The following is a 15574-nucleotide window of genomic DNA, read 5'->3' on the forward strand; positions in this document are numbered from 1 at the left end:
AGCGCCGGTGCGCTCCCACCCCGAAACCACGGGTGAGAGCACACCGGCGCTTCGTCATACCCGTCAGTGTGTGGGTAGGGTCGGTGAGGTGAGCGACTTCGCGGGACATCTACCCGGGAGTCGGGAGTATCGACGACTGCTCGTCGGACTCTTCTTCGGCGGAGTGGCGACGTTCGCGCAGCTTTACGCCACTCAGGCCGTGCTCCCGGCGATCGCCGCGGACGTCGCCGCGGGTCCCGCCGGGGCGGCCCTGACCGTCTCGGCATCCACTCTCGGGCTGGCGGTAGCCGTCATCCCGTGGTCGATCGTCGCGGATCGCATCGGACGAGTGCCGGCCATGGCGATCGGTCTGGTGGCCGCCACCGTCCTGGGTGCGACGACACCGTTCGCCGAGGATCTCGGCATCCTGCTCACTCTCCGTCTTCTGGAGGGAGCGGCCCTGGGGGCCGTGCCGGCGGTCGCGCTCGCCTATCTCAGCGAAGAGATCTCACCGCGGTTCGTCGCCGCGGCGGCCGGTTCGTACATCGCGGGGACCACCGTGGGCGGTCTGTCCGGACGGGTGGCCTCCGGCTGGGTCGCGGAGCTGGCCGGGTGGCGGTGGGGGGTGGCATCCGTCGTTCTTCTGTGTGTCGTCGCGGCGGTGGTGTTCCTCACTCTGGTTCCGGCTGCCCGCGGGTTCGTGCCGCGACGATTGCGGTCCGTGCGGGGGCCGACGGTGCGGCGTCGTCTCGGGATCAACCTGCGGTCGCCGGTGCAGGTGGCGCTGTACGCGCAGGCGTTCCTGCTGATGGGGGCGTTCGTCGCCGTCTACAACTACCTCGGGTTCCACGTGGCCGATCCGCCTTTCTCGCTGCCTTCGGCGGTGGTCACGGTGCTGTTCCTCGCCTACCTCGCGGGGACCGTCTCGTCTCCTCGAGCGGGAGCGCTGGCCGTGCGGTACGGGCGACTGCCGGTGCTGCTGGCGAGCACCGCTGTCATGGGCGTCGGCGCGGCCGCGATGCTCGTGCCGTCGGTTGTGGCCGTGATCGCCGGTCTCATCGCCTTCACCGCGGGATTCTTCGGGGCGCACGCGGTGGCGTCGGGGTGGACACCCGTGGCGGCCGACCCCGAGGCGCGCGCCCAGGCATCGTCGCTGTACTACCTGGGGTACTACGGCGGGTCGAGTCTGTTCGGGTGGCTCCTGGGTCTGGTGTTCGCGTCGGTGGGATGGAACGCCTTCGTCGCGGCGGTCGTCGCGATGTGCGCCCTCGCGTTCGTCGTGGCCGCGGTGGCGCTGCGCACGGCACCGTCCACGCCCCGGTGAGGGGCGACGTATTCGTCGACACGCGGAGGGGCGAGGTCAATGCCCACATCCGATGTCGGGGGGAGCGACTAGCGTCGTTGGTGACGTGAGGGAGGTCGGGAGTGGACGACGCCGATGAGCGCACCGTGATGGACGACGCGATGGTCGACGTGACCCCGGGCGAAGAGGGTCCGGTCGACGCGGAGGCGATCGAGAACGCGACGGAGATCAGCTACGACGAGCAGCGCTATCCCGCGCGGCCACGGCGCCTGCGGCCTCGCGATCAGTTCCGCGGGGGGACGCTGCGCCGGTTCCTCACCGATCCACGCAACGCCAACGGCGGCAACCCGTCGTACGTCGAGTGGCTCGTTCGGCAGTCGATGCTGAAAGACGCCGACGTGCTGAGCCGGCAGCTGTCGGGGCAGCCGTCCATGTGGCGCAACCCCTACGCGCGTCCCGACGCGCGGCGGGCGATCGAGTCCACCGACGTCTGGTTCACGGCGTACCCGATCTCGCTGATCACGCGTCCGGGGGAGTCGTTCCTCGACGCTCTCGGAGACGAGGCGCTGTGGGAGGCCTTCGAGTGGGTGGGGATCAACGGCATCCACACCGGGCCCGTCAAGCGCGCGGGCGGCATTACCGGCTGGCAGGAGACCCCGAGCGTCGACGGCCACTTCGACCGGATCAGCACGCAGATCGACCCCGAATTCGGTGACGAGAACGCCTTCCGTCGGGTGGCCGACGTCGCCGAGTCGCACGGCGGCAGCGTGATCGACGACATCGTCCCCGGCCACACCGGCAAGGGCGCCGATTTCCGACTCGCGGAGATGGCGTACAAGGACTATCCCGGGATCTACCACATGGTCGAGATCCCGCGCGAAGACTGGGATCTACTGCCCGAGGTGCCCGCGGGAGGCGACTCGGTCAACCTCGACGCCGAGACGGAGCGCGAGCTCAGCGCGCGCGGCTACATCATCGGCGAGCTGCAGCGCGTCATCTTCTACACCCCCGGGGTGAAGGAGACGAACTGGAGCACCACGGCTCCCGTCGTCGGCACCGACGGGCTCGAGCGCCGCTGGGTGTATCTGCACTACTTCAAGGAGGGCCAGCCCTCGATCAACTGGCTCGACCCCACCTTCGCGGGAATGCGCCTCGTCATCGGAGACGCCCTGCACTCCCTCGGCGACCTCGGCACGAGCGCGCTGCGTCTCGACGCCAACGGTTTCCTCGGGGTCGAGAAGAGCGCGGAGGGCCTGCCGGCGTGGTCGGAGGGGCACCCGCTCTCGCACGCGGCGAACCACATCATCGCGGGCATGGTGCGCAAGGTCGGAGGCTTCACCTTCCAGGAGCTGAACCTCACGATGGAGGACATCCGCGACACCAGCGCGGTGGGCGCCGACCTGTCGTACGACTTCGTGACGCGTCCCGGTTATCATCACGCCCTGGCCACGGCGAACACCGAGTTCCTGCGTCTCGCGCTCACCACGGCGCTCGAGACCGGCGTCGAACCCGTGCAACTCGTGCACGGGATGCAGAACCACGACGAGCTGACCTACGAGCTGGTCCACTGGACGACCACGCACCGCGACACGGTCTACCCGTTCCGTCACGAGGAGCACACGGGCGGCGAGATCGCCGAGATGGTGCGGGCCGAACTGACGGAAAAGCTCACGGTCGACGCCGACTACAACCTCGTCTTCACGCAGAACGGGATTGCGTGCACGTCGGCATCCCTCATCGCCGCCACGCAGGGCAAAGCCACCCTCGAAGAGATTTCCGACGAGGACATCCCGGCGATCCGCGACGCGCACCTGCTGCTGGCGAAGTATAACTCCTGGCAGCCGGGAGTGTTCGCGCTCTCGGGGTGGGACCTGACGGGGTCGCTCACGCTGCCCCCCGACGACGTGCGGCACCTGATCGCGACGGGGGACACGCGGTGGATCGAGCGCGGAGCGCACGACCTGCTGGACGTGGCACCCGACGCGGCCTCGTCGATGTCGGGCGTGCCGCGCGCGCGTTCGCTGTACGGTTCGCTGGGCCGTCAGCAGGAGGACCCCGAGTCCTTCCTCTCGGGACTGCGCGAGATCCTGCGCATCCGCAGCGAGAACGGCATTGCCATCGCCTCGCAGGTCGACATCCCGCAGGTCGGACACCCGAGCATGCTCGTGATGGTGCACCGCCTCGACGGGGGAGACCGTCGCGACGAGTCGGCGCCGCTGCAGATCACAGTGCTGAACTTCTCGGGTGAGACCATCGAGGGCACCGTGCGCTCGGAGTGGCTCGTGCCGCAGAGCACCGCGATCGACGCCGCGACCGGCGAAGCCGTGGGGCGCGTGGATGAACTGCAGAGCTTCTCCTTGGAGCTGCGCCCGTACGCGGGTCTGTTCCTCGTGCTGGAGGCGCCGGTTCTCGAGGACTGAGACGATGTCGGGGGTCGGGCGTAGCGTGAGCGCATGCCCGCCCCCGATTCGTCCGAGCCGGATTGCGTTGCGCCCGCCGGCGCTGTGCCCGACGGCACTGCGCCCGCCGGCGCTGTGCCCGACGGCGCCCTGCCCGGTTGCCTGGTAAGGGACTGTCCGGAGCGAGCGGACCCGCTCGCTCCGGTGGCACTGTGCGCGTGGCATCTGGCGGTCAGCGCCGAGTGGGTCTCGGCGGGCGACGGGGTGACCGATCTTCTTCCGACCCCCTGTCGTCTGTGCGGGTCGCGACTGGGGGTGCGGTGGCCGAGCGGGTGGCTGTGCGCGGTGTGCGAGTGGCGTCACGGGGAGCCCGTCGACGGCGAGCTTCCTCCGCCGCGGGTCGACGTGGTGTACTACCTCCGTTTCGGCGACCGCGTCAAGATCGGCACCACGGCGAGCCCGCGCCAGCGGCTTTCGGCCATCTGGCACGACGAACTCCTCGCCTTCGAGCGGGGCGACCGCCTGGTCGAGCGCCGGCGCCACGGTCAGTTCGCCGATGAACGCTTCGGTCGGACGGAGTGGTTCCGCAGGAGTGCGGCGCTCGACGCGCACGTGGCGGAGCTCGCCGCGGGCGTCGACGATCCGTGGGCGCTGTACGCCCGGTGGACGAGTGCAGCGGTGGCGCGACGGGGATGAGCGCGGACGCGCGGGGACGTGTGCGGCGGGCGAGCCGTGCGCGCGGGTCACCGAGCGAGCACCGCTCGCTGCTCTGGCACGTCGCCGCCGTGTCGCACAACCCTCCGTCACCGCCCAGGCCCGAGGTCTAGCGTTCGGAGCACACGATCCGAGAGGCAAGGGCATGGGCTTTTTCGACCGACTGTTCGGCTCCGGTGACGACGCGTCACGGCGATCGGCGCAGACGCCGTCGCAGGCGCCCGCGAGCGGCTCTCGTGATGCTGACGGCCGTTACGCGCCCCCGCCGGCACCGGGTGCGGGGACTGCCCCCGCGGCATCCGGGTCCGAGGACGATCGCCAGGCGATCGAGCGATACCGGTACCTTCTGCGGACCGCTCCTCCTGAGACCGTCGAACAGGTGCACGCCGAGGCCTTCGGGCGCCTCACGCCGGCGCAGCGGCAGCAGGTCCTCGCCGAGTTGTCGTCGGGGCTGGCACCCTCGGAACGCCCCTCCAGCGACGACCCCGCCTCCCTGGCCCGGGCGGCCACGCGCGCCGAGTACTCCCAGCCCGGCTTCATGGAGCGCACCTTCGGTGGCCGGGGCTTCTCGAACGGACCGGGATTCGGTTCGATGCTCGGGGCGTCGATGCTCGGCACCATCGGCGGGTACGTGGTCGGCTCCGCTCTCGTGAGCGCGATGTTCGATCCGGGCTACGACGCCGGCTACGCCGATGGTGCGGCGTCGGACGGGCCCGCCGATGCAGGAGCCGCCGACCCCGGAGCGATGGATGCCGGGGGAGCGGACTTCGGCGGCGATTTCGGCGGCGACTTCGGCTTCTGACGTCGTCGAGGGGATCACCGGCGCGGACTGACCGGCGTGCCGGAGGCCGTCGGCGATGTCGGGCCGTGACGGAACGCTATCGTCGAGGCCATGGCGCCCCCGATCCCGAGCGAGAGCTTCGGTCTGCGCCGCAGCATCGTGGCGAGTCAGACTCTGCTCGCCGCCGCCACCCTGCTCGGTGTCATCGTGGCGATCGTCGTCGGCCAGGTCGTGCACGCGACCCTGTTCGTGGCCGGAAGTGCGCTCGTCTTCGGCGGGGCGATCGCCGCGGTTCTGGTGCCCTGGCAGCGGACTCCCCGGTGGGTGGTCGGGACGCTGCCGATCATCGACGTCATGGCCATCGCGGTGATGCGCGAGAGCGCGCCGGCGGCGGGCCTCGGTCTGCTGTGGACCTTCCCGGCCATCTGGATCGGCACCGTCTTCGGACTCCGCGGGGTGGTCGCCGTCTCGGTGACGGTGTCGGTCGTGCTGATCCACCAGGTCACCACGGACGACCTGCAGCGCTTCGCCGCCTCCACCCTGGTGCTGCCCTTCACGGTGGCGGCGCTGTCGTCGATGGCCGCGCTCACCGCGCGCCGCGGACGCGCTCAGCGCGCTCTTCTCGAGAAGCAGTCCGCCGAACTCCGCCGCGCCCTCGATCGCGCGCGTCGGCAGGAGGATCTCGTGACCGAGGTTCTGGATGCCGTCGACTTCGGCGTGACGCGCATCACGCCGACCGGGGACTTCGCCGTCACCAACACCGCCCACGGGCAGCTGCTGAACAGCACGGACGCCTTCGGGCGGGAGATCGCCGTCTTCGCCGCCGACGGGTCGACGGCGATCGCCCCCGAGGCGGCACCGCTCGCGCGAGCGCGCGCGGGCGAGGTGTTCGAGGGAGAGCTGGTCTGGTACGGACTGCCGGGTGAGGACCGGCGGGCGCTCAGCATCACCTCGCGCCGCCTCCCCGCCAGCGAGTCCGGAGACGGCGGGGGCGTGGTCGTCTCGCGCGACGTCACGGTCGAGGAGCAGGCGCGTCGCGCCCGGGAGGATCTCGTGGCCAGCGTCTCGCACGAACTGCGCACACCGCTGACCTCGATCATCGGCTACCTCGACCTGGCGCTCGACGACGATGCGCTCGGCCGTGGCACCCGCGAGAGGCTCGAGGTCGCCGAGCGCAACGCCTCGCGATTGCTCGAACTCGTCGCCGACATCCTCGCGGTGTCGTCGACCGCGCGGGAGGGATTCGGCGTCGAGCTCGAGCTGCGCCCGACCGACGTCTCGGCCATCGTGCGCTCGGCGATCGAGTCGATCGCCCCGCGGGCGCAGGATCACGGCATCCGGATCGTGTCCGACGACCTCGTGGCGTCGCAGGCGATGGTCGATGGGCGCCGCGTTCGTCAGGTCGTCGACAACCTGCTGTCGAACGCCGTCAAGTACAACCCGCGCGGGGGGTCGGTCACCGTCTCGGTGGGCGGCGATGCGCACGCGGTCACGATCGTGATCGCCGACGACGGTCCGGGCATCAGCGCGAGCGAACAGGCGCGTCTGTTCGAGAGGTTCTTCCGGGGGGACGCCGTCCGCAAATCCTCGACGCACGGCAGCGGGCTGGGCCTCGCGATCAGCCGAGACCTCATCCGCGCCCACGGCGGCGAGATCACCGTGCGCACGGCGGCCGGCGAGGGCGCGACCTTCACCGTGCGGCTGCCCCGCGATCCGAGGGAGACCCCGTGAACCTCGACGTTCTAACCCTGCAGGCCGCCGCGACGCTCGTCATCGTCGCCTCGACCGTGATGTACCTGCTCGACACCCTCATGCTGAAGGACGCGCTTCCGGGCCGGTTGTGGGCGAGCGCGTACCTGTCGGGAACGTTCGCGGCGACCTGCTATCTGGCCTGGCTGCTGCTGCCCGACGTGTACGTCGCGGTGGCCCTCGGCAACGGGGCCTTCGTCGCCGCGACGGGCTTCATCTGGTTGGGCTGCGTGGCCTTCAACGGCAGGTCGGTGCGCGGGCCCGCTCTCGTGATGGCGGCGACCGTTGTCGTCGTGATCGTGGCCGCGTTGGCGGCGGGCCCCGAGGGCGGGTCGTGGGCGGGAGCCGTGCCGTTCTTCCTCGGCAACGCGGTGTTCGCGGCGACCGGGGCCGTCGAGACGCGCCGCGGTGCCATCGCCCGACGGTGGAGCTCGTCGGGGCTGACCGTGGTGCTCGCGGTGGAGACGGTGTGGTTCGTCGCGCGGTCCGTGGTGTTCCTCTGGCTGGGGCCGGACAGCGAGCTGTTCCGCAACGCGTTCGACACGCGCGTGTCGGCATTCCTCACGATCTCGCTGCTCATCGCCGCGGTCGTGGTCACCTCGGCGCTCCGCGCGAACGAATCGGCCCTGAGGGGGACGTCCGAGAACCGGAGGCTCTCGGTGGACGCCCACGGGGTGCTCTTCCGCGAGTCGTTCGAGGCCACTCTCGCCATCGTCTGCGAGCGCGCCGAGCACGCCGGCGAGGGCGTCTGCGTGATCGGCATCCGGATCGACGACCTCAAGCGCGTCGCGGTCGCCTTCGGGCCCGACGACGCGGAGCGACTCGCTTCCGAGGTGCGGGCTTCCGTGCGTCGGCACGCGCCGACGATGGCCCTGGTGGGGGAGACGGATGCCGGCGGCCTCGCGGTCGCGTTCACCACGACGCCCACGACGGACGTGCGCCGGGCGGCGCGGATCCTGCACGAGCGGGTGGTCGCGGATCTGGCCCGACTGGGCGCGGCCGTCGTCCCCGCGGTGGGGGTCGGGATGGCGCTGAGCGCCGATCACGGATATCACTCGGAGGCGCTCACGAGCCGGGCCGATGAGGCGGCGGCGCACGCGGCCGCGACGGGGGAGCAGGCGTTCGGCCTCGCCTGACGACGGTCTCAGCCGGAGGCGGCGCGCGCCAGGTCGGTGACCCGCTGGCGCAGCTCGCGCGGGCGGAACGGCTTGGTGAGGTAGTCGTCGGCGCCGGCCTCGCGGCCCGCGCGCTGTTCGCTCTCGTCGGCGCGGGCGCTGACCATGATGATGCGGGTGTCGCTGAACGCGCGGATGCGCCGCGCAGTCTCGAAGCCGTCGATCCCCGGCATGCTGACGTCGAGCGTGGTCACCACGGGATCGTGCCGACGGACGAGTTCGATCCCGTCCAGACCCGTCGCGGCCGCGTGGACGGTGTACCCGGCCCCCTCGAGCACGGTCGTCACGAGCAGGCGGATGTCGAGGTCGTCCTCGATCACGACGGTGGTGTGGGCAGCGGTCATGGCGGAGCTTTCGTCGGCCGGATCGGGGGTGCGGCCTGGGGGAATGCTAGACGACCGCGCGACGAAACGCCTCCTCGCGAGCGCGGCGGACGAGGTGTGGCATCCTCGTCGGGTGCCTCTTCTCGCGCTGACGGGTGGGATCGCCTCCGGCAAGTCCACCATCGCCGCCCTGCTCGCCGACCACGGAGCCGTCATCGTCGATGCGGACGCGATCGTGCGGGAGGTGCAGTCACCGGGCTCCCCGGTTCTCGACGAGATCGCCGGGGCGTTCGGCGGCGACGTGCTCCGTTCCGACGGCTCCCTCGATCGCGCGGCGCTGGGGACGCTGGTCTTCGGGCACCCCGAGCGTCTCGCGCGACTGAACGCGCTCGTGCATCCGGCGGTGCGGGCGGAGTCGCAGCGCCGATTCGAGGCCGCTTTCGCCGCGGATCCGGCCGCGGTGGTCGTCTATGACGTCCCCCTGCTCGCGGAGGCGCGCGCCGGCGACGCATGGGACCTCGTCGTGGTGGCCGATTCCCCCACCGAGCTGCGCGTGCGTCGGCTGGTCGAGAACCGCGGCCTGACGGAGGCCGACGCCCGGGCGCGCATCGGCTCGCAGGCGAGCGACGAGGAGCGCAGAGCTCTGGCCGACGTCGTCATCGACACCGCGACGGACATGGATGCCACGCGCCGGCAGGTCGACGAGCTGTGGGAGCGTCTGACGCGAAGCGCCTGAACGGGGGTGGGACACCGCGCGCTCGCCCACGGCGAACGCAACCCGACCCCGATGTCGGAGGCCCCGCCTACGCTGGAACCATGCAGGCCACGCGTTCCGTCCGTCCCTTCGAGGTCATCAGCGAATACAGCCCGTCCGGCGATCAGCCACAGGCGATCGCCGAGCTCGCGGCGCGCATCAACGCGGGCGAGACCGACGTCGTCCTGCTGGGTGCGACCGGTACCGGCAAGTCGGCGACCACCGCCTGGCTCGTCGAGCAGGTGCAGCGGCCCACACTGGTGCTCGCCCACAACAAGACCCTGGCGGCGCAGCTGGCGAACGAGTTCCGCGAGCTCATGCCGAACAACGCCGTCGAGTACTTCGTCTCGTACTACGACTACTACCAGCCCGAGGCGTACGTGCCCCAGACGGACACCTTCATCGAGAAGGACAGCTCGATCAACGCCGAAGTAGAGCGTCTGCGGCACTCGACGACGAACTCCCTGCTGTCGCGGCGCGACGTCGTCGTGGTCTCGACGGTTTCGTGCATCTACGGTCTCGGCGCGCCCGAAGAGTACCTGCGCGCGATGGTCGCGCTGCAGGTGGGGGAGCGCTACGACCGAGACGCTTTGATCCGCAAGTTCATCTCGATGCAGTACAACCGCAACGACGTCGACTTCTCCCGCGGCAACTTCCGCGTGCGCGGCGACACGATCGAGATCATCCCCGTGTACGAGGAGTACGCGATCCGCATCGAGATGTTCGGCGACGAGATCGAGGCGCTGTACACGCTGCACCCGCTCACGGGCGATGTCATCGAGAAGATGGACTCCGTGCCGATCTTCCCGGCGTCGCACTACGTCGCGGGCACCGAGACGGTGCAGCGCGCGATCGGCACGATCGAGCACGAGCTCGAAGAGCGCCTGAAGGAGTTCGAGTCGCAGGGCAAGCTCCTCGAGGCGCAGCGGCTGCGGATGCGCACGACCTTCGACCTCGAGATGCTGCAGCAGCTCGGTTTCTGCTCCGGCATCGAGAACTACTCGCGTCACATGGACGGCCGCATGCCGGGCGACCCGCCGCACACCCTTCTCGACTTCTTCCCCGACGACTTCCTGCTCGTCATCGACGAGTCGCACGTGACGGTGCCGCAGATCGGCGCGATGTACGAGGGCGACGCGTCGCGCAAGCGCACCCTCGTCGAGCACGGCTTCCGCTTGCCGAGCGCGATGGACAACCGCCCGCTGCGGTGGGACGAATTCAAGGAGCGCGTCGGACAGACGGTGTACCTGTCGGCGACGCCGGGTCGCTACGAGATGGGCATCGCCGACGGGGTCGTCGAGCAGATCATCCGACCGACGGGGCTGGTCGATCCCGAGATCATCGTGAAGCCCTCGAAGGGGCAGATCGACGACCTCCTGGAAGAGATCCGCATCCGCGTCGAGAAGGACGAGCGCGTCCTCGTCACCACCCTGACCAAGAAGATGGCGGAGGAGCTCACCGACTTCCTCGGCGAGCACGGCGTGCGCGTGCGCTACCTCCACTCCGACGTCGACACCCTGCGCCGCGTGGAGTTGCTCACCGAGTTGCGCGCCGGCGTCTACGACGTGCTCGTCGGCATCAACCTCCTCCGTGAGGGCCTCGACCTTCCGGAGGTCTCTCTGGTGGCGATCCTGGATGCCGATAAGGAGGGCTTCCTCCGCAGCGGGACCTCTCTGATCCAGACGATCGGTCGCGCCGCCCGTAACGTCTCCGGACAGGTGCACATGTACGCCGACAAGATGACGGACTCGATGGCGAACGCCATCGAGGAGACCGAACGGCGTCGCGAGAAGCAGATCGCGTACAACCTCGAGAACGGCATTGACCCGCAGCCGCTGCGCAAGAAGATCGCCGACATCACCGAGGTTCTCAACCGCGAGGCATCCGACACGAAGAACCTGCTGTCGCGCAACGACAAGGCCGGCAAGGGCAAGTCGCCGACGCCGTCGTTGCGCCGCACCGGCATCGCGGCGGAGGGAGCGGATCAGCTCGAGTCGACGATTGCCGATCTGACGCAGCAGATGCTCGCGGCGGCGGCTGAGCTCAAGTTCGAGTTGGCCGGTCGCCTGCGCGATGAGGTCCAGGACATGAAGAAGGAGCTGCGCGCCATGGAGCGCGCGGGTCACGCCTGAGTCGGCGAGCGTCCGGGCTCGGGAGGTCGTCATGCAGCAGCGCGTCACGCTCGTCACCCTGGGGGTCGGCGAACTCGAGCGCGCGATCGCCTTCTACCGTGCGCTCGGCTGGACGGAGCATCCGTCCTCGGTCGCGGGCGAGGTGGCGTTCTTCGATGCCGGCGGGATGGTCGTCGCGCTCTGGGACCGCGCGAAACTCGCCGCGGACTCGGGCGTTCCCGACACCGGGGGATGGGGCGGGGTGACGCTGGCCCACAACGTCCGCGAGGTTGCGGAGGTCGACGCGATCCTGGCCGACGCCGAGGGGGCGGGAGCGCGGGTGGCGCGCGCCGGGGCGGAGACCGCCTGGGGCGGCTACTCGGGCGTCTTCGTCGACCCCGACGGTCATCCGTGGGAGGTCGCGGTCAATCCCGGGTGGCCGCTCGACGACGCGGGCAGACCGGTCCTGAGCTGACCGGTCATGAGCCGAGCGAACCGCGGTGCTCAGGGGCAGTGCAGCAGCGGCTTGGGGCCTGAGCGATCGACACCGTGCTCCGACATCGCGTGACCGCACAGGGGGCACGGGCGCTCGGTGCGCACGGGTTCGGGCGTGGTCTCGTAGGGGCCGACCGACGCCGGACCGGCGACCCGGATGAGGCGGGTGTTGAGGTACTGGTACCAGCCCCCGGCGTCGCGGACGCGCTCGCGCAAGCGCGGGCGGTCGGCATCTTTTCGTGTCATGATCATTAGTGTACTAATGAAATGAAAGGACGGCGCGTGGACGATCCGCTGAAGCTCGAGAACCAGGTGTGCTTCGCCCTGGTGACGGCAGCGCGCAACGTGGTGTCGATCTACCGCCCGGTCCTCGAACCACTCGGACTGACCCACCCGCAGTACCTCGTCATGCTGGCGCTGTGGGAACAGGCCCCACGTTCGCTGGGCGCTCTCGCGGCCGAGCTCGCGATGGAGCCCGCGACGCTGTCTCCGCTGGTCAAGCGACTCGAGGCGCAGGGGAGGGTCGCACGCTCTCGCCGCGCCGACGACGAGCGCGTCCTCGACATCGACCTCACCGACGAGGGGCGAGCGCTGCGCGCGCGAGCGCTCGAGGTGCCGGCGAAGATCATGGCGCGGGTCGGGGTCGACGAGGAGGCCCTCGCGGCTCTCCGCGACGGGCTCGCCCCCTTTGCGGGGTCGCCGCGCGACTAAGGCCCGGGCTCGCCCGAAAGGGGCGGCCGGAGGGACGTCGCACTCTCGCACATCCGTGCGCTCGGGGCGAACCCGGGGCCGATGTCGGAGGTCCGACCTAGACTTAACAGGTGCCCATCGTTCCTGTCGCCCAGCCCTCGTCGTCCGCGAATTCCGGTACCAGCGGAAAGCTGAGTGTCCGGGGCGCGCGCGTCCACAACCTGAAGAACGTCGACCTCGACATCCCCCGCGATTCGCTCGTCGTCTTCACCGGTCTGTCGGGTTCGGGCAAGTCGAGCCTGGCCTTCGACACCATCTTCGCCGAGGGACAGCGTCGGTACGTCGAGTCGCTCAGCGCCTACGCCCGTCAGTTCCTGGGACAGGTCGACCGGCCCGACGTCGACTTCATCGAGGGGCTGAGTCCCGCCGTCTCGATCGACCAGAAGTCGACCAACCGCAACCCCCGCTCGACGGTCGGCACGATCACCGAGATCCACGACTACATGCGTCTGCTCTGGGCCCGCGTCGGCGTGCCCCACTGCCCCGACTGCGGAGCGCGCATCCAGCGCCAGACGGTCCAGCAGATCGCCGACCAGCTCATGGAGCTTCCCGAGCGGACGCGGTACCAGATCGTCGCTCCGGTCGTCAGCCAGAAGAAGGGCGAGTTCGTCGACCTCTTCAAGGAGCTCAGCGCGAAGGGCTACGCCCGCGCGGTCGTCGACGGCGAGCTCGTCCAGCTGGCCGAGCCCCCGACGCTGAAGAAGAGCTACAAGCACGACATCGCGGTCGTGGTCGACCGACTCGTGGCATCCGGAGACAATCTCAGCCGGGTGACCGACTCCGTCGAGACGGCGATGGGCCTCGCCGGCGGCATCATGCAGGTCAACTACGTCGACGAAGAGGGCGACGACGCCTGGCAGTCGTTCTCCGAGAAGCTGGCGTGCCCCAACGGCCACCCGCTGCAGCTCACCGAGATCGAGCCCCGCACCTTCTCGTTCAACGCCCCCTTCGGCGCGTGTCCCGTGTGCTCGGGCCTCGGTACCCGCATGTCGGTGGACGTCGACCTCATGCTCGGCGACGAGGAGCTGTCGATCCGCGACGGTGCGATCCTCCCGTGGACCACTCAGGGCAAGGGACTCTTCCAGTACTACGAGCGTCTGCTCGAGGGCCTCGCCCGCGACCTGAAGTTCTCGCTCGACACCCCGTGGAAAGACCTCTCGCACGACGTGCAGCAGGCGGTGCTCCGCGGCGAGAACTACAAGGTCACGGTCAAGTGGAAGAACCGCTACGGCCGCGAGATGCGATACTCGTCGGGCTTCGAGGGCGTGGTGCCCTACATCGAGCGTCAGTACCTGCAGGCCGAGTCCGACACCCAGCGCCAGCGCTGGTCGGAGTACCTTCGCGAGGTCCCGTGCGCGGTCTGCGACGGTGACCGTTTGAAGCCCGAGGTGCTCTCCGTCCTCGTCGACGGCACCTCGATCGCGGCTGCCTCGCGCATGAGCCTGGCCGACGCGCGCGAGTTCTTCTCGCAGCTCACGCTGACCGAGCGCGAGGCGACGATCGCCGCGGCGGTGCTGCGCGAGATCCGCGCGCGCCTCGACTTCCTGCTGCAAGTGGGGCTGAACTACCTCAGCCTCGGCCGCGCGGCCGGCACTCTTTCGGGCGGCGAGGCGCAGCGCATCCGCCTCGCCACGCAGATCGGCTCGGGCCTGACCGGCGTTCTCTACGTGCTCGATGAGCCTTCGATCGGTCTGCACCAGCGCGACAACCGTCGACTCATCCAGACCCTGGAGACGCTCCGCGACCTCGGCAACACCCTCATCGTGGTCGAGCACGACGAAGAGACCATCCACGCGGCCGACTGGGTCGTCGACATCGGACCCCGCGCGGGCGTCGACGGGGGCAACGTCGTGCACTCCGGTCCGCTCGCCGAGCTCCTCGACGACGACCGTTCGCTCACGGGGGCCTACCTTTCGGGGCGCCGCTCGATCGAGGCGCCGAAGAAGCGCCGGAAGATCGACAAGAAGCGCCAGGTGACGGTGGTCGGCGCGCGCGAGAACAACCTGAAGAACGTCACCGCCGACTTCCCCCTCGGCGTGCTGACCTCGGTGACCGGCGTGAGCGGTTCGGGCAAATCGACGCTGGTGAACGGCATCCTGTACGAAGTCCTCGCCTCCAAGCTCAACGGGGCGCGACGCGTTCCGGGCAAGCACACGCGCGTGACCGGTCTCGACAACCTCGACAAGGTCGTGCACGTCGACCAGGCGCCCATCGGCCGCACCCCGCGCTCGAACCCGGCGACGTACACGGGCGTGTTCGACCGGATCCGCAGCCTCTTCGCCGAGACGCCCGAGGCGAAGGTCCGCGGCTATCAGGCCGGGCGTTTCAGCTTCAACGTCAAGGGCGGGCGCTGCGAGGCGTGCTCCGGCGACGGCACGCTGAAGATCGAGATGAACTTCCTGCCCGACGTGTACGTCGACTGCGAGGTGTGCCACGGCAAGCGGTACAACCGCGACACCCTGTCGGTGCACTACAAGGGCAAGAACATCGCCGAGGTGCTCGAGATGCCCATCTCGGAGGCGGCGGAGTTCTTCGAGCCCATCCAGGCGATCCACCGCTACCTCAAGACCCTCGTCGACGTGGGTCTCGGCTACGTGCGTCTCGGGCAGTCGGCGACCACGCTGTCGGGTGGCGAGGCGCAGCGCGTGAAGCTCGCGACCGAGCTCCAGCGGCGCAGCAACGGCCGCTCGATCTACGTGCTCGACGAGCCCACGACGGGTCTGCACTTCGAGGACGTCTCGCTGTTGCTCAAGGTGCTGAACGGCCTCGTCGACAAGGGCAACACGGTGATCGTGATCGAGCACAACCTCGACGTGATCAAGAGCTCGGACTGGGTCATCGACCTCGGTCCCGAGGGCGGCGCCGGCGGCGGCACGATCGTGGCCACCGGCACTCCCGAGCAGGTCGCGAAGGTGGAGGGCAGCCACACCGGTGCCTTCCTGGCGGAGCTCCTCGAGACCGGCCGTACCGGCACGCAGCGCAACACCGCCGCGGTCGCCACCGGTGACGCCGAGCGAGAGCTCGTGAGCGCGGCGGGCTGA

General features: G+C 69.8%; 13 protein-coding genes. 11 read left to right on the forward strand and 2 right to left on the reverse strand.

The features are described 5' to 3' along the window. The first annotated feature begins 88 nt into the window (after positions 1 to 88). From F9B98_RS08665 to F9B98_RS08690, 6 genes are all read left to right on the forward strand, one after another. Complete coding sequence (locus F9B98_RS08665) at positions 89 to 1303, forward strand: MFS transporter (protein ID WP_225310290.1); 1215 nt, start codon at positions 89 to 91, stop codon at positions 1301 to 1303. Between the two features lie 140 nt (positions 1304 to 1443). Continuing rightward, positions 1444 to 3702, forward strand: coding sequence for a maltose alpha-D-glucosyltransferase (gene treS, locus F9B98_RS08670; protein ID WP_191966815.1), 2259 nt, complete (start codon positions 1444 to 1446; stop codon positions 3700 to 3702). Positions 3703 to 3885: 183 nt separating this feature from the next. Beyond that, positions 3886 to 4377: a GIY-YIG nuclease family protein gene (locus F9B98_RS08675; RefSeq protein WP_318527706.1), complete on the forward strand. Its 492-nt coding sequence runs from the start codon at positions 3886 to 3888 to the stop codon at positions 4375 to 4377. 163 nt (positions 4378 to 4540) lie between these two features. After that, on the forward strand, positions 4541 to 5197 hold the full coding sequence (locus tag F9B98_RS08680) for a hypothetical protein (RefSeq protein ID WP_150956075.1): 657 nt from the start codon (positions 4541 to 4543) through the stop codon (positions 5195 to 5197). A 90-nt stretch (positions 5198 to 5287) separates the two neighbouring features. Further along, the gene (locus F9B98_RS08685; protein ID WP_150956079.1) at positions 5288 to 6907 is read left to right on the forward strand and encodes a sensor histidine kinase; all 1620 of its coding nucleotides are present in this window, start codon (positions 5288 to 5290) and stop codon (positions 6905 to 6907) included. After that, entirely contained in the window at positions 6904 to 8061 is a 1158-nt protein-coding gene (locus F9B98_RS08690; protein ID WP_150956082.1) for a diguanylate cyclase domain-containing protein, read from the forward strand. Before F9B98_RS08685 ends, F9B98_RS08690 begins: the two co-directional genes overlap by 4 nt. An 8-nt stretch (positions 8062 to 8069) precedes the next feature. On the opposite strand, the gene F9B98_RS08695 is transcribed toward F9B98_RS08690, so the two are convergent. Continuing rightward, positions 8070 to 8444 carry a response regulator transcription factor gene (locus F9B98_RS08695; RefSeq protein WP_150956085.1) on the reverse strand — a complete coding sequence of 125 codons (375 nt, stop codon included), beginning with the start codon at positions 8442 to 8444 and terminating at the stop codon, positions 8070 to 8072. Positions 8445 to 8556: 112 nt separating this feature from the next. Here F9B98_RS08695 and coaE point away from each other — a divergent pair, with 112 nt between their 5' ends. From coaE to F9B98_RS08710, 3 genes are all read left to right on the forward strand, one after another. Beyond that, on the forward strand, positions 8557 to 9159 hold the full coding sequence (coaE, locus tag F9B98_RS08700; protein WP_150956090.1) for a dephospho-CoA kinase: 603 nt from the start codon (positions 8557 to 8559) through the stop codon (positions 9157 to 9159). 80 nt (positions 9160 to 9239) lie between these two features. Further along, a complete protein-coding gene (uvrB, locus tag F9B98_RS08705; RefSeq protein ID WP_150956093.1) occupies positions 9240 to 11309 on the forward strand; it encodes an excinuclease ABC subunit UvrB in 2070 nt (689 codons plus the stop codon). A gap of 31 nt (positions 11310 to 11340) precedes the next feature. Continuing rightward, positions 11341 to 11763: a VOC family protein gene (locus F9B98_RS08710; RefSeq protein ID WP_150956096.1), complete on the forward strand. Its 423-nt coding sequence runs from the start codon at positions 11341 to 11343 to the stop codon at positions 11761 to 11763. A 29-nt stretch (positions 11764 to 11792) separates the two neighbouring features. On the opposite strand, the gene F9B98_RS08715 is transcribed toward F9B98_RS08710, so the two are convergent. Next, positions 11793 to 12035 carry a hypothetical protein gene (locus F9B98_RS08715; protein ID WP_150956098.1) on the reverse strand — a complete coding sequence of 81 codons (243 nt, stop codon included), beginning with the start codon at positions 12033 to 12035 and terminating at the stop codon, positions 11793 to 11795. 15 nt (positions 12036 to 12050) lie between these two features. Here F9B98_RS08715 and F9B98_RS08720 point away from each other — a divergent pair, with 15 nt between their 5' ends. Beyond that, positions 12051 to 12494, forward strand: coding sequence for a MarR family winged helix-turn-helix transcriptional regulator (locus F9B98_RS08720; protein ID WP_150956101.1), 444 nt, complete (start codon positions 12051 to 12053; stop codon positions 12492 to 12494). Between the two features lie 110 nt (positions 12495 to 12604). Then, the gene (gene uvrA / locus F9B98_RS08725) at positions 12605 to 15574 is read left to right on the forward strand and encodes an excinuclease ABC subunit UvrA (protein WP_191966751.1); all 2970 of its coding nucleotides are present in this window, start codon (positions 12605 to 12607) and stop codon (positions 15572 to 15574) included.

It is taken from the genome of Microbacterium testaceum StLB037, assembly GCF_008763945.1.
Taxonomy (GTDB): Bacteria; Actinomycetota; Actinomycetes; order Actinomycetales; family Microbacteriaceae; genus Microbacterium; species Microbacterium testaceum_G.

Excerpts from the sequence above, each read along its gene's own strand:
- treS (WP_191966815.1), top strand. The coding sequence starts at position 1,444 with ATGGTCGACGTGACCCCGGGCGAAGAGGGTCCGGTCGACGCGGAGGCG.
- F9B98_RS08680 (WP_150956075.1), top strand. The coding sequence starts at position 4,541 with ATGGGCTTTTTCGACCGACTGTTCGGCTCCGGTGACGACGCGTCACGG.
- F9B98_RS08685 (WP_150956079.1), top strand. The coding sequence starts at position 5,288 with ATGGCGCCCCCGATCCCGAGCGAGAGCTTCGGTCTGCGCCGCAGCATC.
- F9B98_RS08695 (WP_150956085.1), bottom strand. The coding sequence starts at position 8,444 with ATGACCGCTGCCCACACCACCGTCGTGATCGAGGACGACCTCGACATC.
- uvrB (WP_150956093.1), top strand. The coding sequence starts at position 9,240 with ATGCAGGCCACGCGTTCCGTCCGTCCCTTCGAGGTCATCAGCGAATAC.
- F9B98_RS08710 (WP_150956096.1), top strand. The coding sequence starts at position 11,341 with ATGCAGCAGCGCGTCACGCTCGTCACCCTGGGGGTCGGCGAACTCGAG.
- F9B98_RS08715 (WP_150956098.1), bottom strand. The coding sequence starts at position 12,035 with ATGATCATGACACGAAAAGATGCCGACCGCCCGCGCTTGCGCGAGCGC.
- F9B98_RS08720 (WP_150956101.1), top strand. The coding sequence starts at position 12,051 with ATGAAAGGACGGCGCGTGGACGATCCGCTGAAGCTCGAGAACCAGGTG.